The sequence below is a fragment of the Dactylosporangium sp. NBC_01737 genome, assembly GCF_035963215.1.
GTDB lineage: Bacteria > Actinomycetota > Actinomycetes > Mycobacteriales > Micromonosporaceae > Dactylosporangium.
In genome coordinates this window covers 12,124,138-12,149,217 of the sequence record NZ_CP109153.1, presented here as the reverse complement: position 1 = coordinate 12,149,217, position 25,080 = coordinate 12,124,138, and the positions used below count along the sequence as shown (strand labels likewise).

The 25,080-nt window shown below is 70.9% G+C and carries 19 protein-coding genes; 10 read left to right on the top strand and 9 right to left on the bottom strand.

Going from position 1 to position 25,080, the window contains the following annotated elements; all coding sequences use genetic code 11:
* Positions 1 to 111 precede the first annotated feature (111 nt).
* A complete protein-coding gene (locus OHA72_RS55965) occupies positions 112 to 2,178 on the bottom strand; it encodes a carbohydrate-binding module family 20 domain-containing protein (RefSeq protein WP_327004262.1) in 2,067 nt (688 codons plus the stop codon).
* Between the two features lie 287 nt (positions 2,179 to 2,465).
* Between OHA72_RS55965 and OHA72_RS55960 the strand changes: the two genes are divergently transcribed.
* Together OHA72_RS55960 and OHA72_RS55955 are read left to right on the top strand one after the other, a co-directional pair.
* Entirely contained in the window at positions 2,466 to 5,408 is a 2,943-nt protein-coding gene (locus OHA72_RS55960) for a carbohydrate binding domain-containing protein (RefSeq protein ID WP_327004261.1), read from the top strand.
* A 26-nt stretch (positions 5,409 to 5,434) separates the two neighbouring features.
* Positions 5,435 to 7,534, top strand: a complete 2,100-nt coding sequence (locus OHA72_RS55955) for a carbohydrate-binding module family 20 domain-containing protein (protein WP_327004260.1) — start codon at positions 5,435 to 5,437, stop codon at positions 7,532 to 7,534.
* 140 nt (positions 7,535 to 7,674) lie between these two features.
* Here OHA72_RS55955 and OHA72_RS55950 read toward each other — a convergent pair whose 3' ends face one another.
* Genes OHA72_RS55950 through OHA72_RS55935 form a run of 4 tightly spaced genes read right to left on the bottom strand, consistent with a single transcriptional unit; the run spans position 7,675 to position 13,012 of the window.
* A complete protein-coding gene (locus tag OHA72_RS55950; RefSeq protein ID WP_327004259.1) occupies positions 7,675 to 9,423 on the bottom strand; it encodes a M16 family metallopeptidase in 1,749 nt (582 codons plus the stop codon).
* Between the two features lie 4 nt (positions 9,424 to 9,427).
* The gene (locus tag OHA72_RS55945; RefSeq protein WP_327004258.1) at positions 9,428 to 10,369 is read right to left on the bottom strand and encodes a hypothetical protein; all 942 of its coding nucleotides are present in this window, start codon (positions 10,367 to 10,369) and stop codon (positions 9,428 to 9,430) included.
* Between the two features lie 53 nt (positions 10,370 to 10,422).
* Positions 10,423 to 11,937 carry a glycoside hydrolase family 13 protein gene (locus OHA72_RS55940; RefSeq protein ID WP_327004257.1) on the bottom strand — a complete coding sequence of 505 codons (1,515 nt, stop codon included), beginning with the start codon at positions 11,935 to 11,937 and terminating at the stop codon, positions 10,423 to 10,425.
* Between the two features lie 43 nt (positions 11,938 to 11,980).
* Positions 11,981 to 13,012, bottom strand: a complete 1,032-nt coding sequence (locus tag OHA72_RS55935; protein WP_442788438.1) for a LacI family DNA-binding transcriptional regulator — start codon at positions 13,010 to 13,012, stop codon at positions 11,981 to 11,983.
* Positions 13,013 to 13,281: 269 nt separating this feature from the next.
* On the opposite strand from OHA72_RS55935, the gene OHA72_RS55930 reads away from it, so the two are divergent.
* The 6 genes from OHA72_RS55930 to OHA72_RS55905 all read left to right on the top strand — a co-directional run bounded on the left by OHA72_RS55930 (position 13,282) and on the right by OHA72_RS55905 (position 21,665).
* Positions 13,282 to 14,532: a sugar ABC transporter substrate-binding protein gene (locus OHA72_RS55930; RefSeq protein ID WP_327004255.1), complete on the top strand. Its 1,251-nt coding sequence runs from the start codon at positions 13,282 to 13,284 to the stop codon at positions 14,530 to 14,532.
* 2 nt (positions 14,533 to 14,534) lie between these two features.
* Positions 14,535 to 16,067: an ABC transporter permease subunit gene (locus OHA72_RS55925; RefSeq protein WP_327004254.1), complete on the top strand. Its 1,533-nt coding sequence runs from the start codon at positions 14,535 to 14,537 to the stop codon at positions 16,065 to 16,067.
* An 8-nt stretch (positions 16,068 to 16,075) separates the two neighbouring features.
* A complete protein-coding gene (locus OHA72_RS55920) occupies positions 16,076 to 16,909 on the top strand; it encodes a sugar ABC transporter permease (protein ID WP_327011856.1) in 834 nt (277 codons plus the stop codon).
* Between the two features lie 2 nt (positions 16,910 to 16,911).
* Positions 16,912 to 18,627 (top strand): glycoside hydrolase family 13 protein, encoded by a 1,716-nt coding sequence (locus tag OHA72_RS55915; protein WP_327004253.1) that lies wholly within the window; start codon positions 16,912 to 16,914, stop codon positions 18,625 to 18,627.
* A 106-nt stretch (positions 18,628 to 18,733) separates the two neighbouring features.
* The gene (locus OHA72_RS55910; protein ID WP_327004252.1) at positions 18,734 to 19,705 is read left to right on the top strand and encodes a hypothetical protein; all 972 of its coding nucleotides are present in this window, start codon (positions 18,734 to 18,736) and stop codon (positions 19,703 to 19,705) included.
* Between the two features lie 88 nt (positions 19,706 to 19,793).
* Positions 19,794 to 21,665, top strand: coding sequence for a ricin-type beta-trefoil lectin domain protein (locus OHA72_RS55905; protein ID WP_327004251.1), 1,872 nt, complete (start codon positions 19,794 to 19,796; stop codon positions 21,663 to 21,665).
* A 10-nt stretch (positions 21,666 to 21,675) separates the two neighbouring features.
* On the opposite strand, the gene OHA72_RS55900 is transcribed toward OHA72_RS55905, so the two are convergent.
* The 4 genes from OHA72_RS55900 to OHA72_RS55885 form a co-directional block, all read right to left on the bottom strand.
* Positions 21,676 to 21,990, bottom strand: a complete 315-nt coding sequence (locus OHA72_RS55900) for a DUF3817 domain-containing protein (RefSeq protein WP_327004250.1) — start codon at positions 21,988 to 21,990, stop codon at positions 21,676 to 21,678.
* Positions 21,991 to 22,090: 100 nt separating this feature from the next.
* Positions 22,091 to 22,525 carry a hypothetical protein gene (locus OHA72_RS55895; protein ID WP_327004245.1) on the bottom strand — a complete coding sequence of 145 codons (435 nt, stop codon included), beginning with the start codon at positions 22,523 to 22,525 and terminating at the stop codon, positions 22,091 to 22,093.
* A gap of 140 nt (positions 22,526 to 22,665) precedes the next feature.
* The gene (locus tag OHA72_RS55890) at positions 22,666 to 22,812 is read right to left on the bottom strand and encodes a hypothetical protein (RefSeq protein ID WP_327004249.1); all 147 of its coding nucleotides are present in this window, start codon (positions 22,810 to 22,812) and stop codon (positions 22,666 to 22,668) included.
* A gap of 105 nt (positions 22,813 to 22,917) precedes the next feature.
* The gene (locus OHA72_RS55885) at positions 22,918 to 23,793 is read right to left on the bottom strand and encodes a pyridoxamine 5'-phosphate oxidase family protein (RefSeq protein WP_327004248.1); all 876 of its coding nucleotides are present in this window, start codon (positions 23,791 to 23,793) and stop codon (positions 22,918 to 22,920) included.
* 86 nt (positions 23,794 to 23,879) lie between these two features.
* On the opposite strand from OHA72_RS55885, the gene OHA72_RS55880 reads away from it, so the two are divergent.
* Together OHA72_RS55880 and OHA72_RS55875 are read left to right on the top strand one after the other, a co-directional pair.
* Complete coding sequence (locus OHA72_RS55880) at positions 23,880 to 24,545, top strand: CGNR zinc finger domain-containing protein (protein ID WP_327004247.1); 666 nt, start codon at positions 23,880 to 23,882, stop codon at positions 24,543 to 24,545.
* Entirely contained in the window at positions 24,545 to 25,078 is a 534-nt protein-coding gene (locus tag OHA72_RS55875; protein ID WP_327004246.1) for a DUF6886 family protein, read from the top strand. Before OHA72_RS55880 ends, OHA72_RS55875 begins: the two co-directional genes overlap by 1 nt.
* The last annotated feature ends 2 nt before the right edge of the window (positions 25,079 to 25,080 follow it).

Below are 25,080 nucleotides of genomic sequence, written 5' to 3'. Positions count from 1 at the left end.
CCCCGCGAAAAGGCCGCGAGCCGGGCCGGGCCGTCCTGAACGTGGGCACGCCGCCCGGCCCGCAGGCCGGGCGGCGTGCCGTCCAACACCGTGAACGTTGTGGTCAGCGCGCTAGCGCCAGGTCTCGTCGAGGGTGATGGTGCCGCCCGACGGGGTGGTGACGGTGCGGTTCGGGTCGCTCTCCCAGACCACGGTGCTCCCTGAGGTGTCGGCAGGGTCCTTGCGGATGTACTTGTACTCCACGACCGCGGAGCCGGGCAGGGTCACCTGGCCCGTCCACGTCGCCTCGGCGGACTTCGTCAGCGGCACCGCGTCCGCCGGGTTCCAGGAGCCGATGGACGGTGCGGCGCCCACGAGGTACACCTGCTGCCCGGGCTCCTCGGCGACGTGCATCGTCACGTTGGCCTGCACGGTCGCGCCGGCCTCCCAGCCGTCCGAGGTGGACAGCCAGCCGTCGGCGGGCACCGTCTCCAGGCGGTTGGGGCGGCTCTCCCAGGTGACGGTGCCGTCGGCGGCGACCTTCACGTACTTGTACTCGATCGCCGTGCCCGCCGGGACCTGCACCCGCGCGGTCCACTGTGGATAGTCGTCCGCGGCGAGCCGGACGCCGTTGGCCGGGTCCCAGGCGCCCAGCGCCGGGGCGTTGCCGACCAGGACGAGCCGTTCGCCGGGGGCGACGACGGCGTACGCGGAGAAGCTGACCGCCGGGGCAGCCGCCGCGACCGGGCGGGACACGCGGTGCTTGACGTCGATCGCGAGCGTGCTCAGACCGGGGACAGTCGTGGTCAACTGGCCCGTCTTCGTGACGGTGACCGTCGGGCCGGTGCACCGGTTGCCGCGCACCTCGCCGCGGATGACGTCGCAGTACGTGCCGGCCGGCAGGCCCGTGTCGAACGTGCGGGTGACGGCGGTGTTCTCCCGGTTGAGCACGACGTAGCCGCGGCCCTCCCGGGCGAACGCGATCGCGTTGTCGCCGTCGCTCCACCAGTGGCTCACCGGCGCGGCGCCGGCGGCGTTGCGGAAGCCGACCATGCCGGTCGTCGCGGTGTCCTGGTGCTGGCAGAGCCAGCCGCCGGGGCCGCTGGTGACGCCACCGCACCGCACCTGACGGACGTCACCGTTGGACGAAGTGCCGGGCGGCCCGGCGTCGGTGCTGGTGAAGCCGTAGCTGGACAGGACCAGGGGGTGCCCGTAGGGCCAGGCGAGGGAGAACGCGTTGCCGAGCGCGAACAGCGGCCCGTCCTTGTACGTCAGGGTCGCGCCGCTCTGGTCGCGTTCGGTGTCGTGGCTGTCGACGTAGACGACGGCGCTGCCGGCGGGGGAGAAGCCCCACGCCTCGCCGAACTGGTCGAGCCAGCTGAGCTTGCCGGACTTCACCACGCGGCTGATCTGCTGGCCGTAGGCGTCCTCGATGACGTCGCCGTTGGGCAGGTAGTCGGCCTTCGGGATCGGGGCGTTGCCGAGGACCTCCTGGTAGAGGTACGCGGGGCGCTTGAGCTTGGCCTTGATGGCGGCGAGGTCGGCGGCCGGGACGTGCTTCGCGGCGTCGATGCGGAACCCGTCGACGCCGAGGCGGATCAGCGAGTTGAGGTACCCGGCGATGTCGGTGCGGACGTCGTCCTGTTCGGTGGCGAGGTCCGACAGGCCGAGCAGCTCGCAGTTCTGGATCTCCCACGCGTCGTTCCAGTCGTGGATCCAGCCGTCGCCGTTGCGGCCGCAGTGGTGGAAGTCGGTGGTGTCGTACAGGCCGGGGTAGTCGTACTTGCCGAAGCGGGTGCCGCCGCTGCCGGTGCCGCCGGTGGTCTGGCCCGACATGTGGTTGATGACGGCGTCGACGTAGACCTTCACTCCGGCGCGGTGGCAGGTGTCGACCATGGCGGCGAACTCACGGGTGTTGCCGTAGCGGCTGTCGAGCTTGTAGCTGACCGGCTGGTACGCCTGCCACCACGGATAGCCCTGGGCGGGTAACTCGACGTGCTCCTGCGGCGGGGTGACCTGCACGGCGGCGTAGCCGGCCGGGCCGAGGGTGCTGCGGCACTCGTGGGCGACGTCGCGCCACGGCCATTGGAAGAGGTGCGCGGTGACGTCCTTGCTGGAACCGGACGCTTCCGCGGGAGGGGCGCTGAGCCCGACGGCGGTCAGGGCGAGGACCGCCGCGAGCAGGAGGGGACGCTTCAACGGATACGCTCCACTGTAGGTGACTTGCAGGCTATGCAAAGTCTTGCAAGAGCGCCCTGATGCTAGCTTCCCGTAACCCGCCGGTAAAGACCTGTTGATCTTTGCAAGGTGGCATCAGCGTTTCAGCAGCTCAGATGCGGTGCGCACGGTGAAGAACCGGTGATTTTTGCAAGAACCTTGACATACGTCAATCCTCCAGATCAGTCTTCCTCCACGCGTTGCCATGCCCCCGCCGGGCTGTCACGTCGGTCGGTCCGCCACCGCATCGATGCACGCAAGGAGCACCCGTGTCCCGCAGAAGAACCCTGATTCTGGCCGTCCTGACGCTGCTGGCGTCCCTGCTCATCGTCCCTGCCCTCGCCGCTGCGGGCACCACCGTGACCGTCTACTACAAACCCTCCGCCGCCTGGACCACCGTGAACATCCACTACGCCCCCAACGGCGGCGCGTGGACCGCCGTACCGGGCGTGGCGATGAGCACCGCCTGCACCGGCTGGTACAGCAAGACCATCGACCTCGGCTCCGCCACCGGCGTGCAGGTGGTGTTCAACAACGGCTCCGGCACCTGGGACAACAACTCGGGCCGCAACTACACCCTCGGCAGCGGCGACGTCACCGTCACCGGCGGAGTCGCCGGCACCGGCAACCCGTGCGGCGGCCAGCCCACCCCGACCACACCACCGCCCACCGGCAACACCGCCACCGTCTTCTACTCCACCGCCGGCAGGACCTGGCCGGTGGTGAACATCCACTACGCGCCGACCGGCGAGGCATGGACCACCGTCCCCGGTGTGGCGATGAACGAGACCGCCTGCACCGGCTGGGTGAAGAAGACCGTCGCCCTCGGCGCCGCCACCGGCATGCAGGCCGTGTTCAACAACGGCTCCGGCACCTGGGACAACAACAACGGCGCCAACTACCGCATCAACGCCGGCACCTCCAGGGTCGCGGGCGGAGTCGTCACCAGCGGCGCCACCGACCCGTGCGCGGCCGTCCCGCCCGACACCACCCCGCCGAGCATCCCCGGCGGCGTCACCGCGACCGTCGACCACGTCACCGTCACCCTCGCCTGGACCGCCTCGACCGACGACCGCGGCGTCACCGGCTACCAGCTCACCCGCACCCCCGGGCCGGTGCTGCTCACCAGCGCCACCAACGGGTACATCGACGGCGGGCTCGCGCCGCGCACCGGCTACACGTACACCGTGAAAGCCGTCGACGCGGCCGGCAACCTGTCCGGCGCATCCAGCACCGTCACCGTCACCACCGGCGACGCGCCGCCACTGCCGGCCGGCGGCTCGATGCTCGGCGGCGACCCGCGCAAGGACAGCATCTACTTCGTCCTCACCGCCCGCTTCTACGACGGTGACACGTCCAACGACCGTGGCGGCAGCCAGCACGTGAAGTCCGGCAACGCCGCGAACAACGACCCGATGTTCCGCGGCGACTTCAAGGGCCTCGTCGACAAGCTCGACTACATCAAGGGCCTCGGCTTCTCCGCCATCTGGATCACGCCGGTCGTGCTCAACCGCTCCGACTACGACTACCACGGCTACCACGGCTGGGACTTCTTCCGCGTCGACCCGCGCCTCGAGTCGCCCGGCGCGTCCTATCAGGACCTCATCAACACCGCGCACGCCAAGGGCCTGAAGATCTACCAGGACGTGGTCTACAACCACAGCTCCCGGTGGGGCGCCAGCGGGCTGTACGTGCCGACGGTTTGGGGCGCCCGCGACGGGCAGTGGGACTGGATGTACAGCGAGAAGGTCGCCGGCGCCACGTACAACCCATTGAACGAGAACGCACTGGGCCGCGCCTACAACGGCGACCTGTGGTCGACCACCGCCCCGGCCGGCAACACCTGCCCCAACTACGGTCAGACCAACGGCACCTTCAGCCCCGAGGGCTACGCCAACCACCACTGCCAGTGGCCCAGCCCGACGGCGAAGATGTTCCCCGCCTCGCTGTACCACCAGTGCTGGATCGGCAACTGGGAAGGCGAGGACGCCCGCTCCTGCTGGCTGCATGACGACCTCGCCGACTTCAACACCGAGAACCCGGTCGTGCAGCAGTACCTCATCGACGCCTACAACTCCTACATCGACATGGGCGTTGACGGGTTCCGCGTCGACACCGCCGTGCACATCCCGCGGGTCACCTGGAACCGGCGCTTCCTGCCGGCCCTGCAGCAGCGCCTCACGCAGAAGTACGGCGCGGCGAAGGCGAACGACTTCTACGTCTTCGGCGAGGTCGCCGCGTTCGTCAACGACAAGTGGAACCGCGGCTCGGTCAACCACTCCGCGCAGTTCTACACCTGGAAGGAGCGGCGCACCTACGTCGCCGACGACGTGCAGGCGGCCCTGGACCAGTTCAACTACGAGAACCTGCAGGGCACCGGCAACCAGCCCACGTCCACCAACGCGTTCCTCAACGGCAACGACTACCACGCGCCGGACCACAGCCAGTTCTCCGGCATGAACATCATCGACATGCGGATGCACATGAACTTCGGTGACGCCGCCAACGCCTTCAACAACGGCAAGGACTCCGACGACAGCGTCAACGACGCCACGTACAACGCCGTGTACGTGGACTCGCACGACTACGGGCCCAACAAGTCCTCCACCCGCTACGCCGGCGGCACGGACGCGTGGGCCGAGAACATGGATCTCATGTGGACGTTCCGCGGCGTCCCGGTCCTCTACTACGGCTCGGAGGTCGAATTCCAAGCCGGCAAACAGATCGACTGCGGCCCGACGTGCCCCCTGGCGAACACCGGCCGCGCCTATTTCGGCTCCTATGTGGAGGGTACGGTCGTCGCCTCCGGCTACGGCACCGTCGCCAGTGCCAGCGGCCCGGTCGCCACCACCCTGCAGAAGCCGCTCGTGCAGCACGTCCAGCGACTCAACCAGATCCGCCGCGCCGTGCCCGCACTGCAGATGGGGCAGTACTCCACCGCGGGCGTCTCCGGCGGCATCGCCTACAAGCGCCGCTACACCGCCGGCACCGTGGACAGCTTCGTCCTCGTCGCCGTCTCCAGCACCGCCACCTTCACCGGCATCCCCAACGGCACGTACACCGACGCCGTCACCGGTGACGTGCAGACCGTCGCCAACGGCACCCTCACCGCCACCGTGACCGCCAAGGGCGCCATGCGCGTCTACGTGCTGTCGCTGCCCGGCAACCCCGCGCCGGGCAAGGTCGGCACCGCCGGCCCGTACCTCCGCTGACCCTTCTTCCTCCTGGAGACACCCCTGTGAAACGCTTGCTCAGTATCGGCGCGGTCGCGCTCGCCGTGTCCGGCGCGCTCGCCTACCCGCTGGTGTCCGCCGACCGCTCCGCGGACGCGTCCGTCGCCTCCGACGACGTCATCGCCAACCTGTGGCTGTGGCCGTGGACGTCGGTGGCCACCGAATGCACCAACGTGCTCGGCCCGGCCGGCTTCGGCGCCGTGCAGGTCGCCCCGCCCGAGGACTCGATCAGCGTCAGCGGCCACCCGTGGTGGGACATCTACCAGCCGGCCGCCTACGACCTCAACAGCCGCATGGGCACCCGCGCTCAGTTCACGTCGATGGTCAACACCTGCCACGCGGCCGGCGTCAAGGTCTACGTCGACGCCGTCATCAACCACATGACCGGCTCGGACCAGTCCTCGACGACCGCCTACGGCCCGGCGTCCTTCACGAACAACTACAGCTACCCGAGCGCCGGCTACGGGTTCAACGACTTCCACCACACCGGCGGCGCCTGCCCCCAGTCGGACGGCCAGATCCACGACTGGAACAACCAGACCGAGGTCTGGAACTGCCAGCTGCTGCACCTGTCGGACCTCGCGACCGAGACCGACTACGTCCGCACGAAGATCGCCGGCTACCTGAATGACCTGATCGGCGTCGGCGTCGACGGCTTCCGCATCGACGCGGCCAAGCACATGCCGCAGGCCGACCTGGCCGCCATCAAGGGCAAACTCACCAACCAGAACGTGTACTGGACCCAGGAGGTCATGCCCGGCGGCAGCGGCAACCTGTCGATGGCCGCCTACGAAGGCACCGGCGGCGTCCTGGAGTTCAACTACGCCACCAACCTCAAGAGCCAGTTCCAGGGCAACATCGCCAACCTGCAGACGTTCGGCACCAGCTGGGGCCTGCGCCCCACCGACAAGGCGACCGCGTTCGTGTCCAACCACGACACCGAGCGCAACGGCTCCACCCTCAGCTACAAGAACGGCAGCACCGACACCCTCGCCACCGTCTTCATGCTGGCCTGGAACTACGGCACCCCCAACGTCATGAGCTCCTTCTCCTTCACCAACACCGACGCGTCCCCACCCGCCGACGGCAATGGCTACGTCTCCGCCGTCACCTGCGGCAGCGGCTGGGAGTGCCAGCACCGCCAGCGCTCGATCCGCAACATGGTCGGCTTCCACAACGCCACCAAGGCCAACACCACCGTCGGCAACTGGTGGAGCGACGGCTCGAACGCGATCGCCTTCTCCCGCGGCGCCAACGGCTGGACCCTCATCAACAACGGCTCCGGCACCGTTGCCAGCCGCACCTTCAGCACCGGCCTGCCCGCCGGCACGTACTGCGACGTCATCCACGGCGACTTCACCGCTTCCTCCGGCACGTGCAGCGGCCCGACCGTGGTCGTCAACGGCTCCGGCCAGGCCACCGTCGGCGCCAACGCCAAGGACGCCGTCGCGCTCCACGTCAACGCCCGCGTCACCGGCGGCACCCCGTCGCCGACCCCGTCCACGTCGCAGTCGCCGAACCCGTCGGGCGTCTCCTTCACGGTGACCGGCGCGCCGACCGGCAACCCCGTCTACCTGGTCGGCTCCGTCGCGGCGCTGGGCTCGTGGAGCACCGCCAACGCCATCCCCATGACCGCCTCGGGCTCGGCGTGGACGGCTTCCGTGACGCTGCCCGCGAGCACCGCCGTCGAGTACAAGTTCATCACCAAGACCAGCGCCGGCGCCGTCACCTGGGAGCCGGGCAGCAACCACACGTACACGGTCCCCGCGAACGGCACCGGCACCGTCAGCACCACCTGGAACGGCTCCACCACCACCCAGCCGGCGGTGACCTTCAACGCCACCGTCACCACGGTCCTCGGCCAGAACGTCTACGTCGTCGGCTCGATCCCCGCCCTCGGCTCGTGGAACACGGCGAACGCGATCGCCCTGTCCTCGGCCACCTACCCCGTCTGGTCCGGCACGGTGACCATGCCGGCCAGCACCGCGGTGGAGTACAAGTTCATCAAGAAGGACGGCTCGGGGAACGTGACGTGGGAGAGCGGCGCCAACCGCACCCTGAACACGGGCACCGCCAACCAGGCGGTGAACGCCACCTGGAAGTAGCTGCACATCGCTTGACGACGACCCGGCGCTCTTTGCCCGAGCGCCGGTCCGTCGTGCTATTCGCGTGGGGATACGCCGCTTGAAGTGGTCGTCTGGCGCGTCCGGCTTTTGTCGATGATCCAGCGCAGTCGCAACCACGCTTACCCATCGCGCGGCCGAAGGCTGTGCGGAGCCACCGACAAGACCCGGATGCACCAGACGACCACTCCAGACGGCGTAGCCCCACGCGAACCCCCGGCACGAGGACGACCACGACCTCTTGGGGGACAACTCCAGGGCCGGGTCAACAAAAGGAGCCTCGCTGGAAGCCCAGGAGTCAGCCGTGCCGCGGGAACACGCCGTCGGGCGGGAGCACGGCGACGGACTGCGGGATCGGGCCGGCGGGTGACGGGAACCGGCCGGCGGGTGACGGGGGACGCGCCGGTGGCGGGTGTCGGCGCCGGGCGGGGGATGTCCTGCGCGCTGCGGGCCGGCATCGGCAGGACGATCGACGGGTGCACGGACCGGTCGATGCGCGCGGCGGTGTCCGCGGGTGCACCGAACAGCGCCGGCTCGACCAGCACCGCGATCCCGTCCAGGCCGATCAGCTGCCGCGCGCCGTCCGGCCACGCGTGCACCACCGCGCAGGAGCGGTACCGGACCGTGGCCCGGCACCCGCCGTCCACGATGCTGACCCCGTCGGCGCCGAGGACGAGCGCCGCGCCGGAGCCGTCGAGCGCCCGGTACGTGTGCCCGGGTATCGCGTCCGTCGACGTCGTGGGCGTCGGCGTGAACCCCGCCCAGTCGGCGCGGCTGCCCTGCGGCACCTGCAGCAGGCCGGAGTCGAGGACCTGCAGGGCGGCGGCGTGCACGTCGGCAAGGGTGACGGCGTGCAGGGAGGCGCGCAGCTCGTCGAGGGTGCGCAGCCGTGCGCCGGTGAGCAGGTCGGTGGCAAGTCCCGGCAGCCGGCCCGCGACCGCGTCGGGGTGGCGCAGCGCCTCGTCGTGCTTCGTGCGGACCGCGTCGAGGTCCGCCTGGGTGATCCGGCCGACCCGGAACCCGGCGAGGACGTCGACGAAACCGCCGACGACCGCGCCCTGCTTCTCCGGCAGCGCGTCGGCGAACGCGGTGACGACCGCGAAGCCGTCGCCGCGCGGGTCGTAGGCGGCGCTCGCCGCGTACGACAGGCCGCTTTCCTGCCGCAGCGACCGGAACAGCTCCCGCTCCAGCATCAGGGCGAACACCGGACCGGCCGGGTGCCGCCGCATGATGCCGTCGAAGACGACGCCGCCGCCGGGGCCGGTGAAGTAGGACGGGGCCGCCGGCAGGATCGTCGTGGCGACCGGCACCGGCCGGAGCGTGCCGGCCGGCAGGCGCAGCCGCAGGCCCGGCGGGATCCGGTCGCCGGAGATCCACAGTACGGCGTTCGCCTGGGTGAACCAGGCGCTTGCCCAGGCCTGCACGTCGTCGGGGCCGAGCCGGTCGATGCCCCACTCGGGGTAGCTGACCAGGCCGTAGTGTTGTGCGCCGTACCGCCACATCGGCAGCATCCGGTTGACGCCGCCACTGCCGCGCCCGGCGGCCTCGGTGCGCAGGATTGCCTTCTCGGTCTCCAGCCGCTGCACTGGCAGGTTCGCGAGGGAGTCGCAGAGCATCTCCAGGTATGTGACGATGTCGCTCTCGCTGCCCTGCATGTGGAAGTGCGTGACGACGCTTCCGGTGGCGCCGTTGTAGTGGTAGTCGGCGACGCCGTGCCGGTGCAGGGCGAGGTGCTCGACGAGGTGCGTGATGCCGATGCGGGCGGCGCCCTCGTCGACCAGGCCGACCCGGAAGGTCAGCCCGGCGCTCATCGGGCCGGAGCTCGGCGCGAGCAGCGTCGGGACGCCGCCGACGTCGGTGCGGTGCAGCATGGGGTCAGCCTCTCGCCAGCGCGCGGTCGCGGAGGTTCGCGTATGCGGTGCCGGGGTTGTCGAAGTACCAGTTCCAGAACGGCGTCCGCCGCCCGGCCAGGGCCCGGAAATGCGGTGCCGCGGCCGCGTGGTCGCCCATCAGGGAGAACAGCATCGCGAAGTAGTCGTGCGCGGTGTAGTGCCGGTAGCCGCCCTGGAACCCGGGGTGCCGGACGGTCCGGTCGGCGACCTGGTGGATCTGCGCCGAGACCGCCGGGCTGCGCAGGTACGCGGCGCCCTCGGCGTCGGAGCCGGCGTCCGTGAAGCGCTCGAGATGCCCGGCGAGCACCGGCAGCAGCCCGAGCGACCCGGCCGGGACGGTCCGCAGCAGCTCGGCGCCGAAGCCGTCCACCTTCTCCCACGAGCCGCCCCACTTCGGCAGCAGCTGCTGCACGAGCTGAAACCCGCCGATGTACGTGTGGGGATGGTGCAGGCTCAGCCGGTCGAAGCGGCGGCGGGCCTCGTCGTGACCGAGCGAGATGCCCCGGCAGATGATCATTCGTTCGACCCACGCGTAGCCCTGCTCCGGCTGGCGCGCGGTGACCTCGATGAGCAACTGCTCGGCCCGGTTGAGGTGCTCGTGGAAGCCGGCCCACTGCTGTGCGGTGACGCTGCGCGCCCAGCCGGTGCCGCGGATGTTCCAGCCGCGCAGCACGATGCCGACCGCCCGGACCGTCTGCGCCAGCGCACCCGTCGGGTCGCTGACCGGCACCCGCTGCAGCACCTGCTCGCTGAGCCGCTCCTCGACCTGCCCGCACGCGACGGCGACGTCGTCGAGGCCGCGCAGGCTGCCGAGGAACGCCGCCACGGCGGGCCAGTCACCCCGGTCGGCGTCGGCCGCAAGGCGCCGCAGCTCGCTGAAGAGGTCGACCGGCTGGCTCTCCGGCACCGGCATCTGAAACGGCACGGCGGGCAGCATATGCGACCCGCCGTGCCCCGGATGCCCCCTGACGGGGCCGTTTACCCCAGCCAGACCGCCGTGTTCGGGGGCAGCTCGCCGCCCGGCAGGTCGCCGCTGGTCAGCAGGACGTCGCCGGCGGGGAGCGGGACCGTTGCGGGCGACAGGTTGACCACGCAGCGCAGAGAGGCACGCTGGAAGTCCAGGACGTCGGTGGGGGAGGGGTGCCACGTCAGCGGGCCGGTGAACGTGCGCCGGAGGCGCAACGCAGAGCGGTACAACTCCAGGAACGAAGAAGGCACGCCCTGCTGTGACGACGCGGCCAGGGAGGACCAGTCGGGCTGCGGGAGCCAGGAGCGGCCGGTGGAGGAGAAACCGTAGGCGGGCAGGGAGGCGTCCCAGGGCAGCGGCACGCGGCAGCCGTCGCGGCCTGGGTCGGTGCCGCCGGAGCGGTGCCACACGGGGTCCTGGCGGGCGTCGTCGGGCAGGTCCAGGACTTCCGGGAGGCCGAGCTCCTCGCCCTGGTACAGGTAGACCGCGCCGGGCAGGGCCAGCATGAGCAGGGCGGCGGCGCGGGCGATCAGCGGGGAGCCGAAGCGGGTGACGTGGCGGGCCTTGTCGTGGTTGGACAGGACCCAGGTGGTCGGCGCGCCGACGCTGTCCGCGGCCTCGATGCAGGCGTCGATCGTGGCGCGCAGCTCAGCAGCGGACCACGGTGCGGCGAGGAAGTCGAAGTTGAAGGCCTGGTGCAGCTCGTCGGGGGCGACGTAGCGGGCCAGCCGCAGCGGGGTGGACGCCCAGGCCTCCGCGACCGCCATCCGGTCGCCGGGGTAGGAGTCGAGGATCTTGCGCCAGGCGCGGTAGATCTCGTGGACGCCGTCCTGGTCGAAGTAGGGCAGCGGCTCGCGGCCGAGCAGGCCGATCTGCTGCGGGTGGCCGACGGACGGCAGGCCGGCCTCCTTGACCATGCCGTGGGCGACGTCGATGCGGAAGCCGTCGACGCCGCGGTCGAGCCAGAACCGCAGGACCGACTCGAACTCGGCCCGCACGTCGGCGTTGTCCCAGTTGAGGTCGGGCTGGCCGGGGTCGAACAGGTGCAGGTACCACTCGCCGTCCGGGGTGCGGGTCCAGGCGCGGCCGCCGAAGATGGACTCCCAGTCGTTCGGGGGTTCCTCCGCAGAAGGCCGGAAGATGTACCGGTCGCGAGCGAGTGACCCGGGTGGCGAGGCGAGGGCCTCGGTGAACCAGGCGTGCTGCGAGGACGTGTGGTTGGGCACGATGTCGACGATGACGCGGATGTCCAGGGCGTGCGCCGCGGCGAGCATCGCGTCGAAGTCGGCGAGGGTGCCGAACAGCGGGTCCACGTCGCGGTAGTCGGCGACGTCGTAGCCGCCGTCGACCATGGGGGAGCGGAAGAACGGCGTCAGCCAGATCGCGTCGACGCCGAGGTCGCGCAGGTACGGCAGGCGCTCGCGCAGCCCGATGAGGTCGCCGTCGCCGTCGCCGTTGCCGTCGGCGAAGCTGCGGACATAGATCTCGTAAATGGCAGCAGTGCGCCACCAGTGCGAAGAAGGCACAGTGAAGGAGTCCCTTGCGCTGAAGAGCTGAAGAGGGGAGAAATCAGCGGGCGACGATGCCCGTCGAGCCGCGGACCACGAGCTCCGGGTTGAAGAGGAACTCGGAGTGCGGGGTCGGCTGCCCGTTGATGGTGTCGACGAGGGCGCGCACGGCGGCGTTGGACATCGCCCGGACCGGCTGCCGCAGGGTCGTCAGCGGCGGGTCGGTGAAGGCGATGAGCAGCGAGTCGTCGTAGCCGACGACGGAGACGTCCTTGGGCACCGACAGGCCGCGGGCGCGGGCGGCGCGGATCGCGCCGAGCGCCATGAGGTCGGAGCCGCAGACGAGGCCGGTCGCGCCGCGCGCGATGAGACGGTCGGCGGCGGCGGCGCCGCCCTCGACGCCGAAGAGGGACAGCTCGACCATCTCGTCGAGGCCGTGGCGCTGCATCGCCGCGCGGTATCCGGTGAGCTTGCGCTGCACCGGTGAGAAGCGGTCGGGGCCCGAGATGAGGCCGATGCGGGTGTGGCCGAGCGATGCGAGGTGGTCGACCGCCGTCTGGCTGGCGAGCCGGTCGTCGCAGGAGATGCAGGGCGCGTCGAGGCCCGCGACATACCCGGTGATCATCACGATCGGCAGGGGCCGGTCGATCAGCTTGCGGTAGCGGTCGTGGTCCGCGGTCGTGTCGGCGTGCAGGCCGGAGATGAAGATGATCCCGGCGACGGACCGGTCCAGCAGCATCTCGACATACTCGTCCTCGGTCACGCCGCCCGGGGTCTGCGTGCACAGCACGGGCGTGAAGCCGTGCTGGGCGAGCGAGGACTCGATGATCTGGGCGAAGAGCGGGAAGATCGGGTTCTCCAGCTCGGGCGTGACCAGCCCGACAAGGCCGGCGCTGCGCTTGCGCAGCCGCTCGGGGCGCTCGTAGCCGAGCACGTCGAGCGCGGTGAGGACGGCCTGCCGCGTGTCCGCGCTGACGCCGGCGCGGTTGTTGAGCACGCGGGACACCGTCGCCTCGCTGACCTCCGCCTGCCGGGCGATGTCAGCGAGCCGGGCACGGGGTGGCTCGGTGGACATAGGCCGACTGTAAAGCATCGAACCGCCATTTGTGAAAGGTCGATGCAAGGTCTTTCATTCGCCGCAAGGTCTTGCTAGCGTTCGGCCACGGCGCACGGGTGTCGTTGGAATCGCGACCCGACACCCGTCCGTCACACCCCGCTCCACACCCCAAGTTCAGGCATTCCCGTGGCTCCGCAAGACCACGTCAGCGGTTGCGCAAGCGACCGCCGACACGTCGTGTCCGGAGACCGCTCACCACACCCTGCACACCCCCAGCACCTCCCTGTCCGAACAGGAGAAACCCCATGCGCATCCGCATCACGGGTGTCGTCACCCTTGCGGCTCTGTCGTTAGCACTCACCGCCTGCGGCGACGGCGACAAGACGACCCCGTCGTCCACGGCGTCGAAGGCCGCCGGCGGCACCCTCACCATCTGGGCCGACGACCAGCGCTCCGCGGCCCTGAAGCCGTTCGCCGAGAAGTTCGGCAAGGACAACGGCGTCACCGTCGAGGTCCAGGCGGTCTCCAAGGACCTGCAGACCAACTTCGTCACCGCCTCGCAGTCCGGCAAGGGCCCGGACATCGTCGTCGGCGCGCACGACTGGATCGGCAACCTGGTCCAGAACGGCGCCATCGACCCGGTGCAGCTGCCCGAGGCGCAGAAGTCCGCGTTCGCCGAGGTCGCGGTCAAGGCCGTCACCTTCAACGGCCAGCTCTACGGCGTGCCGTACGCGATCGAGAACCTCGCCCTCATCCGTAACACCGACCTCGCGCCCACCGCGCCCGGGTCGATCGAGGACCTCGTCAAGGCCGGGCAGACGCTGAAGACCGCCGGCAAGGTCACCAACATCATGTCGCTGCAGGTCGGCGCCAACGGCGACGCGTACCACGCGTACCCGCTGTACGCCTCCGCCGGCGGCTACCTTTTCGGCCAGAAGCCCAACGGCGACTACGACCCCGCCGACCTCGGCGTGGACAAGCCCGCCTCGGTCGAGGCGTTCAAGAAGATCGCCGCCCTCGGTGAGAAGGGCAGCGGCGCGCTGACCCGCTCCATCACCGGCGACAACGCCATCCCCACCTTCACCGGCGGCAAGACCGCGTTCCTCATCTCCGGGCCGTGGGCCGTCGCCGACATCAAGAAGGCCGGCGTCAAGTACGACATCACCCCGATCCCCGCGTTCGCCGGTGGCAAGCCCGCCCAGCCGTTCGTCGGCGTGCAGGCGTTCTACGTCGCCAGCAAGGGTCGTAGCAAGGCCCTGGCGAACGAGTTCATCACCAACTACCTGACCAAGCCCGAGCTGCAGGTCGCGCTGTACCAGGCCAACCCGCGTCCGCCGGCGCTCGTCGCCGCGCTCGACCAGGTCAAGGGCACCGACCCCGACATCCAGAAGTGGCTGGACGCCGGCAAGGGCGGCGCCGTGCTCCCCGCGATCCCGGCCATGGCCGCGGTCTGGGACCCGTTCGGCAAGGCCGAGGCCGCGATCGTCGGCGGCGCCGACGTGCAGACGACCCTCGCCGCCGCCGGCAAGGCGATCACCGAAGCGATCAACAAGTAGCGATGATGACGACGACCCAGCGGGGAGGCGGCTCGCTCGCCGGCCCCACCATCAAGATCGCCCTGCTCGGCGCCGGGTTGGCGTTGGCGATCGCGGCCGCCCTCCCGCTGGTCGACGCCCACGCCTGGGGCTGGCTCGCGGTGCTCACCGTGACCACCGCACTGCTCTTCTACGTCTACCTGACCCCGCGGCACATCGCCGCCAAGTACCTCGTGCCCGGCACCCTGTTCCTGCTCGCGTTCCAGGTCGTGCCGGTGCTGTACACCGCCAGCACCGCGTTCACCAACTACGGCGACGGGCACCGCGGCAGCAAGGCCGACGCGGTCACCGCCGTGCAGGGCGCCTCCGTGAAGCAGATCCCCGGCTCCCAGGAGTACGACCTGGCCGTCGCCACCCGCGAGGGCGCCATCGTGTTCCTGCTCATCGACAAGACCGGCGCGACGTTCGTCGGCGACGGCACCGGGCTGCACCCCGCGCAGTTCACCGTCGACGGCCGGAAGATCGTCGAGGCCGACGGGTACACCCTGCTGAGCCTCGGCGAGGCCAACCTCCGCAACGACGACATCCTTGCCTTCAGCGTGCCGACCGGCGAGGGCGCGGTCCGCGCGTCCGGCCTCACCCGCGCCTACAACGGCCAGGCCACCCAGTTCTACGACAAGGCCTGCGACTGCATCACCGACCGTGGCACCGGCAAGCAGTGGAAGGCCGACAACGACGCCGGCAGCTTCGTCGCCGCCGACGGCGAACGGTTGCCGCAGGGCTGGAAGGTCTCCGTCGGCCTCAGCAACTTCACCCGGGTCCTCACCGACTCCCGCATCTCCGGGCACTTCCTGAGCACCATGGTGTGGAACTTCGCGTTCGCGATCGGCTCGGTCCTGGTCACCTTCGGCCTCGGCCTCGGCTGCGCCCTGGCCCTCAACGCCGACAAGCTGCGCGGCCGCAGCCTCTACCGGGTGCTGCTGGTGCTGCCCTACGCCATGCCGGGCTTCGCGATGCTGCTGGTCTGGCGGGACATGTTCAACCAGCAGTTCGGGCTGATCAACCGGCTCCTCGGCGTCGACGTCGACTGGTTCGGCCAGCCGGCGACGGCCAGGCTCGCGGTCATCCTCGTGCAGCTGTGGATGGGGTACCCGTACATGTTCCTGGTCGCCACCGGCGCGCTGCAGGCGATCCCGAAGGAGATGACGGAGGCCGCGACGATCGACGGCGCCTCGATGTGGCAGCGCTTCAAACAGGTCACCCTGCCGCTGCTGCTGGTCGCGCTGACGCCGCTGCTCATCGCGTCGTTCGCGTTCAACTTCAACAACTTCAACGCGATCTACCTGACCACCGAGGGCGGCCCGTTCCCGCCCGACGACTCCAGCGTCGGCGCGACCGATCTGCTCATCACCTACACGTACCGGCTGGCGTTCGGCGGCTCCGGCGCCCAGTTCGGCTTCGCCGCGGCGATCTCGGTCTACATCTTCGCCATCGTGGCGATCGTGTCCGTGGTCGGGTTCCGCCGCAGCCGCAAGCAGGAGGAGGTGTACTCGTGACGAAATGGATGCGCCGCATGGGATGGCGGCACGCGGCAGGGATCGCGGCCGTGGCGTTCTCGCTCTTCCCGATCGTGTTCGTGGTGTCCGCGGCGTTCAACCCGGTCGGCTCGCTGAGCTCCACCGAGCTCTACCCGACCGGCGCCAGCACCACCAACTTCGCCGACCTGTTCACCAGGACGGCGTTCAGCCGCTGGTACCTCAACTCCGTCGTCATCGCACTGACAGCGTCGGCCGCCGGGGTGTTCCTGTCGGTGCTCGCCGCCTACGCGTTCTCCCGGATGCGCTTCGCGGGCCGGCGGGTCGGGCTGATGGCGCTGCTGCTCATCCAGATGTTCCCGCAGTTCCTCGCCGTGGTCACCATCTACCTGCTGTTCTCGCAGATCGGCGACTACTACCCGTCCTTCGGCCTGGACAGCCCGTGGGGGCTGATGCTGCTCTACCTCGGCGGCGCGCTCGGCGTCGGCACCTGGCTGATGAAGGGCTTCCTGGACACCGTCCCGCGGGAGCTGGACGAGTCCGCGGTCATGGACGGCGCCACCCACGCCCAGACGTTCTTCCGCATCACGCTGCCGCTGATCGCGCCGATCCTCGCCGTCACCGCGCTGCTCGGCTTCATCGGCACCATCAACGAGGTGCTCCTCGCCAACGTGTTCCTGCGCTCCGACGACTCCAAGACCCTCGCCGTCGGCCTCTACGGCCTCATCGCCGGGCAGCGCAACGCGAACTTCGGCATGTTCTGCGCCGGGTCGTTGCTGACCGCGATCCCGACGGTGCTGGTCTTCCAGTCGCTGCAGCGGTACATCGTGTCCGGCCTGACCGCGGGTGCGGTGAAGGGATAACCATGATCCACCACGACGGCTCGGCCCTGCACGTCCCGGACCAGGCCCCCTCGCTGGACTCCGAGGCCGACGTCTACCTGCGCACCTCGCCCGGGGTCGCGCAGGTGCACGTGCGGTCCGTCGTGGACGGTGAGCCGCGCTTCTCCGAGGCGGTCGCCGAACGCCGCGGCGCCGAGCTGTGGTGGCGGGCCACGCTGCCCGTGCACAACCCCGTCACGCCCTACCGGTTCCTGGTCGACGGCAACTGGTACTCCGCGGCCGGTCTTGCGGACCACGAGGTCTCGGACGCCACGGATTTCAGGCTGGTGGCGCACCCCGCGCCGCCGGCCTGGATCCGCGACGCGACCATCTACCAGATCTTCCCCGACCGGTTCGCGCGCTCGCCCGCCTACGCCGAACGGGCGCTGCCGTCATGGGCGGTGCCGTGCGGCTGGGACACCCCGGTCGTCGGCCGCGGCGAGCTCACCGGCCGGCAGATCTACGGCGGCGACCTCGACGGCATCATCGGTCGCCTGGAGCACATCCAGTCCCTCGGCGCCGACACCGTCTACCTGACACCGTTCTTCCCCGCCGGCTCCAACCACCGCTACGACGCGTCCACCTTCGACGCCGTCGACCCGCTGCTCGGCGGCGACGCGGCCCTCGCCCGGCTCGCCGACGCCCTGCACGCCCGCGGGATGCGGCTCATCGGCGACATCACCACCAACCACACCGGCGACGGCCACGAGTGGTTCCACGACCCCGCCGCGCGGGACCGCTACTACCACGCGCCGGACGGCGGCTACGCCGCCTGGCTGGGCGTGCCGAGCCTGCCGAAGCTCAACTGGAACTCCACCGGCCTGCGCAAGGCGTTCGTCGACCCGCTGCAGCGGTGGCTGGAGCACCTCGACGGCTGGCGGGTCGACGTCGCCAACATGACCGGCCGGCACGGCACCGACGACCTGACCCACGAGGTGTCCCGGCTCGTCGCCCGCGCCGTGCGCGACGTGCGCCCCGACGCGATGCTCGTCGCCGAGCACGCCCACAGTGCCGGCAGCGACCTGGACCTGGACGGCTGGCAGGGCACGATGAACTACGCCGGCTTCACCCGTCCGCTGTGGACCTGGCTGCGCGCGCCCGACCTCGCGCTGCCGGACTTCCTCGGCGTCCCCGGGGGCGTGCCGAGCCGCGGCGGCGACGCCGTCATGCGCTCGATGCGCTCCGCCGCGGCGGGCATGTCGTGGCGGTCGTGGACGCACTCGTGGACGGCGCTGGGCACCCACGACACCCCGCGCGTCCGCACCGTCGTGGGCGACCCGGACCGGGTCGAGGTCGCCGCGGGGCTCCTGGCGACCCTGCCGGGCGTGCCGATGGTCTTCGCCGGCGACGAGCTCGGCCTCACCGGCGCGTGGGGCGAGGAGTCCCGGCGCACCATGCCGTGGCACGACGAGCCGAGCTGGCACCGGCCGACCCTCGCCCGGTACCGCGCGCTGCTCGGCCTGCGCCGCGCCCACCCGGCGCTGCGTCACGGCGGGCTGCGCCTCGAGCACGCCGACGCCGACACCGTCGCGTTCTGGCGGGAGACCGCGCAGGAGCGGATCCTGGTGTTCGCCCGCCGGGCGTCGGGCCCGCCGGTGCAGCTGCCCGGCCTCGACCGCGCGGTGAACCTGTACGGCGGCGCCGCCACCGCACCGTCCGACGGGCCGGCGTTCCAGGTCTGGTCGGTCGATGGCAACTGATGGCAACAAGGATTGACCGCCGGTGAAGGCGTCAGGACACTGAAGGCGTTCAGAGAGCGCTCTCTCGGCCACATCCGCCGCCGCCACCGAGTGGAGACCACGCCTGATGCACGTCCGACGCCTCACCCTGCCCTTCGTCGCCGCCGCACTCGTCCTGGGCCCGTTCCCGGGTGCCGCGGCGGCGTACACCACCGTCCACACCGGCTCGGGGCGGCCCGCGCTCGCCTTCGCGAACAACCGGCTCTACGCCGCGTGGACCGGATCGACGTCCGGCACGTCCGGCAAGCAGCTGATCGTCGGCTGGTCCGTCGACGGCGGGCACACCTTCACCAAGGACAACAGCGTCGTCGAGCGGGTGCCGGAGGGTGAGGGTCCCGCCCTGGACGCCGACGGGGTGTTCGGCTACGCCTTCGGGGTCTACCTCGCCTGGTCCGCCGCCAACAACGCCAACACCCTCAGCGTCGCCTACACCATCGGCAACGGCCTGAAGTGCCGCACGGCGTTCGCCGGGGTCCGCACGCTGCGTTCGCCGGCGATGGCCCGCGACGGCCTCGGCCGCCGCTGGATCGCGTGGACCGGGCCGGACGGCCGGCTCAACCTGGGCCGGCTCGACAGCACCGGCTGTGGCGGCAACGGTGTGCCCAACGGCATCGCGCTGCTGGACCGGGTCACGCTCGCCGACACGAGCGCCGCGGGACCGGCGCTGGTCCAGGACGACTCCGGCGCCGGCAACGGCCTGATCCTCGGCTGGACCGGCGCGGGCAACGCCATCAACCTCGCCACCTTCACGCCCGGCTCGGCCACGCTGACCAACCGCTCCGGCGTGCCGCAGCCCGGCGAGGTGTCCACCGGCGGCGGGTTCTCACTCACCTCGCACCCGTCAGACCTGTACATCTGGTTCCGCGCGCCGGACGGCACGGTGCACCGCGGCTACTCCCAGGGCTGCCGGCCGACCTGCTTCTACACGTTCCCCTGGGAACTGCCGGCGGCGTCCGGCGTCGGCGCGGCCACCGACGGCTTCCACGACACGATCGGCTACTTCGACCCCAGGGGCAAGCTCAACGTGGCCACCTATTGACAGGTTGGCTGCCTATTGCGGAGAGTTCGGTCAGGACTTATTTCGAGTCCTGAAGTTTTCCGTGCACTCCCCGCCAGGAGCATTCCACATGGTCCCAACCCGACCGTTGCTCGTCCTCAGCGTCCTCGCCGCGTCCGTCGTCGCCCTGAGCGCGCCCAGCGCTCAGGCCGCCGCCACCAGCGTGCAGGTCTACTGGAGCTCCGAGTCCCGCACCGCCGGCTACGAACCGAAGAACGGCAACTGGTACACCAACCCGGCCACCGGTCTGGCCGGCACGCCCTACCAGCTGTCGCGGCAGGCCGACGTGCCGGTCGTCGCGGCATCCGGTACCCCCACCATCACCGCCGACACGAACACCCGCTTCCAGACGATCCTCGGCGTGGGCTCCTCCCTGGAGGAGTCCACGGTCTCCAACCTGTCCCGGATGAGCGCCACCGCCCGCGACCGGGCCCTGCGCGCGCTCGTCGACCCGGCGACCGGCGCCGGATTCAACGTCATCCGGATCACCTTCGGCACCAGCGACTTCACGTCGGGTGCCTTCTACACCTACGACGACGGCGCCGCGGACCCGACGCTGTCGCGCTTCTCCATCCAGCGCGACATCGACCTCGGCATCATCGCCACCGTCCGGCAGGCGCTCGCCATCAACCCCGACATCAAGGTGTTCGCCAGCGCGTGGTCCGCGCCGCCGTGGATGAAGACCAGCAACGCCATCATCGGCGGCAGCCTCAACACCAGCCAGATCCCGACCCTGGCCACCTACTACCGGCGCGCGGTGCAGGCGTACACCGCCCAGGGCATCCCGATCCACGCCCTCACACTGCAGAACGAGCCGCTGTTCTCCCCGCCGGACTACCCCGGCATGCTCGTCTCCGCGGACCAGGAGCGGCAGCTCGCCAAGGCCCTGCGTGCCGAGCTCACGAACAACGGTCTCGGCACCCGCATCTGGGCCTTCGACCACAACTTCTCCGAGTCGGTCTCCTATGCGGCAGGTGTACTGGGAAGCTCCGGCGCCCACTCCGACGCGTACTCCTCCGTGGACGGTGTGGCCTTCCACGACTACGCGGGCGACCCGTCCGCGATGAGCACCGTGAAGGCCTCCTACCCGGACAAGGACATGCTGATGACCGAGCGCTCCGTGTGGGGCACCTCGGGCGCCGACCGGATCGTGCAGTACTTCCGCAACCAGGCCACCCTGTATGAGGGCTGGGTCAGCATGCTCGACCAGAACCGGGCCCCCGAACGCTGGTCCGGCTCGCCCGACCCGACGATGCTCGTGCAGAGCACCAGCAACCGCGACACCTTCTGGGCGCTGCCCGACTACAACATGATCGCCCAGTTCTCGAAGTTCGTGAAACCCGGCGCCCGCCGCGTCTCCACCGGCTACGGCAGCACCGGCAGCGTCACGAACGTGGCGTTCCTCAACCCCGACGGCACCCTCGTCACGGTCGTGGTCAACCAGACGTCGGCCTCGCAGGCGTTCACGCTGCGGGTCGGCACCCAGCAGGTGAGCAGCACGCTGCCGGCGAAGACCGTCGGCACGTACCTGTGGGCCGGCGCCAGCAGCGGCACCCCGTCCACCCGGGTCGGCCCGATCACCGGCTACGGCGCCAAGTGCGTCGACGTGGCCGGCGCGGCCACCGCCAACGGCACGAAGATCCAGCTGTGGACCTGCAACGGCACCACCGCCCAGTCCTGGACGGTCGGCACGGACGGCACGCTGCGCGCGCTCGGCAAGTGCCTCGACGTTGCCGCCGCCAACTCCGCGAACGGCACGAAGGTCCAGCTGTACGACTGCAACGGCAGCACCGCACAGACCTGGACGGCGCCGGGCGACGGCACGCTGCGGGCGCTCGGCAAGTGCCTCGACGCCACCGGGCCCAGCTCGGCCGACGGCACGCAGCTGCAGATCTGGGCGTGCGGCACCGGTCAGAACCAGCGCTGGACCCTGCCGGCCTGATGGTGCGCAGTCAGGCGCGTTCCAGCACCGGGGCGCGCCTGACCCGCTCCACCCACAGCTCGAACAGCAGGGTCGTGAACGGCGGGATCGACGCGACCGCGCCGACGGCGAACCTCAGGAAGCTCCACCGCTCGCTTCTGGCCACCCACACCAGAGCGACCAGGTAGGCGACGAACATCGCGCCGTGGATCGGCCCGAAGACCTTCACGCCGATCTCGTTCTCGACCACGACGTACTTGAAGAACATCCCGACCAGCAGGCCGAGCCAGGAGCACGCCTCCCCGATCGCGGCGATCCGGAACACCCGTGCGGGGTTGTTGCTCATGCTCCTACTGTCCCCGCACCCCGGACGGGGCTGAGGCCGGTCACCGTGTTGGTGACCGGCCTCACGCCAGGGGTCGTGCTGTGGGTGTGGTGGTTGGTGCTCAGTTGGAGGCGACGCCGAGTTCGGCGGTGCCGCCACCGCTGTTGATCTCGGTGGCTGAGGCGAACGCGCTGTCCAGGCGGGCCTGGAGGGCGTCGAGCTGGGAGTACTCGGCGGTGTGCGAGGACTCGCTGCCCTCGGCGGCGAAGACGTGGTCGGTCTCGGCGGCGGAGTGGTCGTAGCTGGTGTAGTCGGACTCCTCGTAGTGCTCGCCCGACGGGTTGGAGTACTCGACGTGGTGGCCCTGGTCGAAGCTGGTGTTCTCGGCCGCGGCGTGGTCCTGCTCGTAGACGTTGAACTGGTTGTTGTAGTCGGCCTCGCTGGCGTTGACCTGGTGCAGCTGGTCGAGGGCCTCGTGCTGTTCACCCGCCTCGTAGTTGGCGTAGGTGTCGTTGCCGCCGTCGTAGCCCGCGTCGCCGGTCTCGTAGTCGCTCATGTTCGTATCTCCCCTGATTCGGTGTGTGCCGCGTTTGTTGAGACAGACGTTAGGCACCCCGCGATCGGTTCAAATCCCCGGAACGTGCCACGGCCGGCCACCCGGGGAGCGGGGTGGCCGGCCGTGGCCGGGTGCCTCGGTCAGGCGCTGACGACGGGCCAGCCGTAGGCGAGGAGGGCGAAGGCGGCGCCGAGGATCGCCAGGTTGAAGCCGCGGGACGGCACCGGCAGCGCCGCGACGGCGAGCAGGATGATGGCGATGATGTACAGGACGGCCTGTGCCGACATGGGAAACCTCCGTGGGGGGACCAGTTGAGCTGACGGATTCCCGAGTGCGCTCCAGCCGAAACACGGGCCGGTCGGCGCCGTCTCTCGGTGCGGGACGCGGCGCGGTCAGCCGGAGGCGGCGACGAGGGCGGGGTGTTCGCCGGTGACGACGGCGGTCGGGTGGAAGCGGACCCGGCGGCCCGTCAGCTCGTCGGCGGCGCCGGTGCCCGCCTCGGTCCACTCGACCGTCGCGGTGCCGGACAGGTGCAGCGTGCGGCCGGTGCCGAAGTCGGGCACGAGCAGCGCCGCGGACGGGTCGGTGGCGAGGTTGCCGAGGCTGTTGAACATGTTGTTGCCCGGGTAGTCCGGCCACCACAGGTCGCCGCCGTCGACGCGGAGGAACCCGCGCGGGCCGCCGCGGTGTGAGGCGTCGGCGCCGCGGCCCAGGTGGGTGGTGCCGAGGAAGAACGTGTCCGCGCCGGCGACGATCGCCGCATCGGCGGCGGTGAGCGCGGGCACCGTCGCGAACGCCGGCGGCGCCGCCGTCGCGCCCCGGACGAGCCGCCGCGGCCGGATGTACTGCGGGCAGTTGCCGAACGCCTCCGTCACCTCGACGGTGAGACCACCGCGCCCGGCGTGCCCGGCCTCATCGGTGAGCAGCGTGCCGTTGACCCGCATCCGGCGCCGGGTCGCGAAGTCGATCGCGATCAGGCCGACCCGCTGGCCCGCCGGCAGGTCGTGCAACGGGTCGCCGGGCGCGAACGCCGCGTCCACCCGCAGCCGCTGCCCCGCGCCGTCGAGGAAGCCGGGCGGGCCGGTCAGCGCCGAGGTCCACAGCCGCCCGGCCCGGTCGCGGCCGGCGAGCACGGCCAGGGTCCGCTCGGCCAGCCACCCGCCCGCGCCGCGGCTCAGTCCGCCGGGCGCCAGCATGCCGGACAGCCGGGCCGCCTCGAGCCGGACGCCGGCCCGCTCCTGGATCGCCAGTTCCCCCTCGTGAAACACGGCCGCCTCACTTCCTAACGGATGGAGTGTGCTGCTTCCATTAGTACACGACCAAATGGTTTTCGCAATGCTTTACCATTAGGTCCGTGGAGCCGTTGCCGGTTGAGCTGATGAACACCGTGCGGGCCGACCGCGACGGCGTGCAGGACACGATCGCCGCCCCGGCCGCCGCCGCCCGCTGGCTGCGCGCGGTGCGCCCCGAGGTCGGGATCGCCGGCCGGGAGGCGGTCGCCGGGCTGCAGGACCTCCGCGACGCACTGCGCCACCTGGCCGCCGCCGCCACCGGCGACGACCGGGAGGCGGCCGTGGCAGCCATCGCCGACCAGGAACCCACCGCGGACCCGACGGCGGCCGATCTGGAAGCGGCCGTCGGCGCCCTCAACCGTGCGTGCGCCCGTGCGCCGTCCTGGTCCGAGTTGCACTGGCCCGGCGACGACGACCCGGCCGCGACGGAGCACGAGACCGGGGCTGCGGACGAGGCCGGGCCGGCCGGCGAGACCGGACCCCGGCGGGTGGTGCGCACGGCGCACGACCCGGCGCTCGCGGCCGTCGCCGCCATCGCCGAGGAGGCCGTGGCGCTGTTCGCCGGGCCGGACCGGCTGCTGCTGCGGGCCTGCCGCGCGCCCGGCTGCGTGCTGTACTTCGTGCGCAACCATCCGCGCCGTGAGTGGTGCTCCGACGGCTGCGGCAACCGCGCCCGCGTCGCCCGGCACTACCAGCGCCACCACGGCGGAAGCAGGGAGAGCGACTGATGCGACCGGAGCCGGGGCAGGTGCTGCACTTCTCCGAGGACCCGACGATCACCAGGTTCGTGCCGCACGTCGCGGCGACCGCGCAGGAGCCCGAGGCGTATGTCTGGGCCGTCGACCACGGGCGGTCGCCGGACTACTGGTTCCCGCGCCAGTGCCCGCGGGCGATGGCCTGGACCGGCCCGGACACCACCGCCGAGGACCGCGACCGGATCGTCGGCGCCGGCTGCGGCGAGCGGGTGCACGCCGTGGAGTTCGGCTGGCTGGAGGCGATGCGCACGGCGCGGGTGTTCGCGTACCGGCTGCCGGCCGCGACATTCGCACCGATCGGCACGCCGGTGCACCACGCGCACGTCGCCGTCGAGCCGGTCGTGCCGCTGGGGCCGCCCGAGCCCGTCGGAGACCTCTTCGCACTGCACGCCGAGGCCGGCATCCAGCTGCGGGTGCTGCCGAACCTGTGGCGGTTCTGGGACGAGGTCACGGTGAGCACGCTGATGTTCAGCGGCATCCGCCTGCGCAACGCACTGCCCCGCTGACC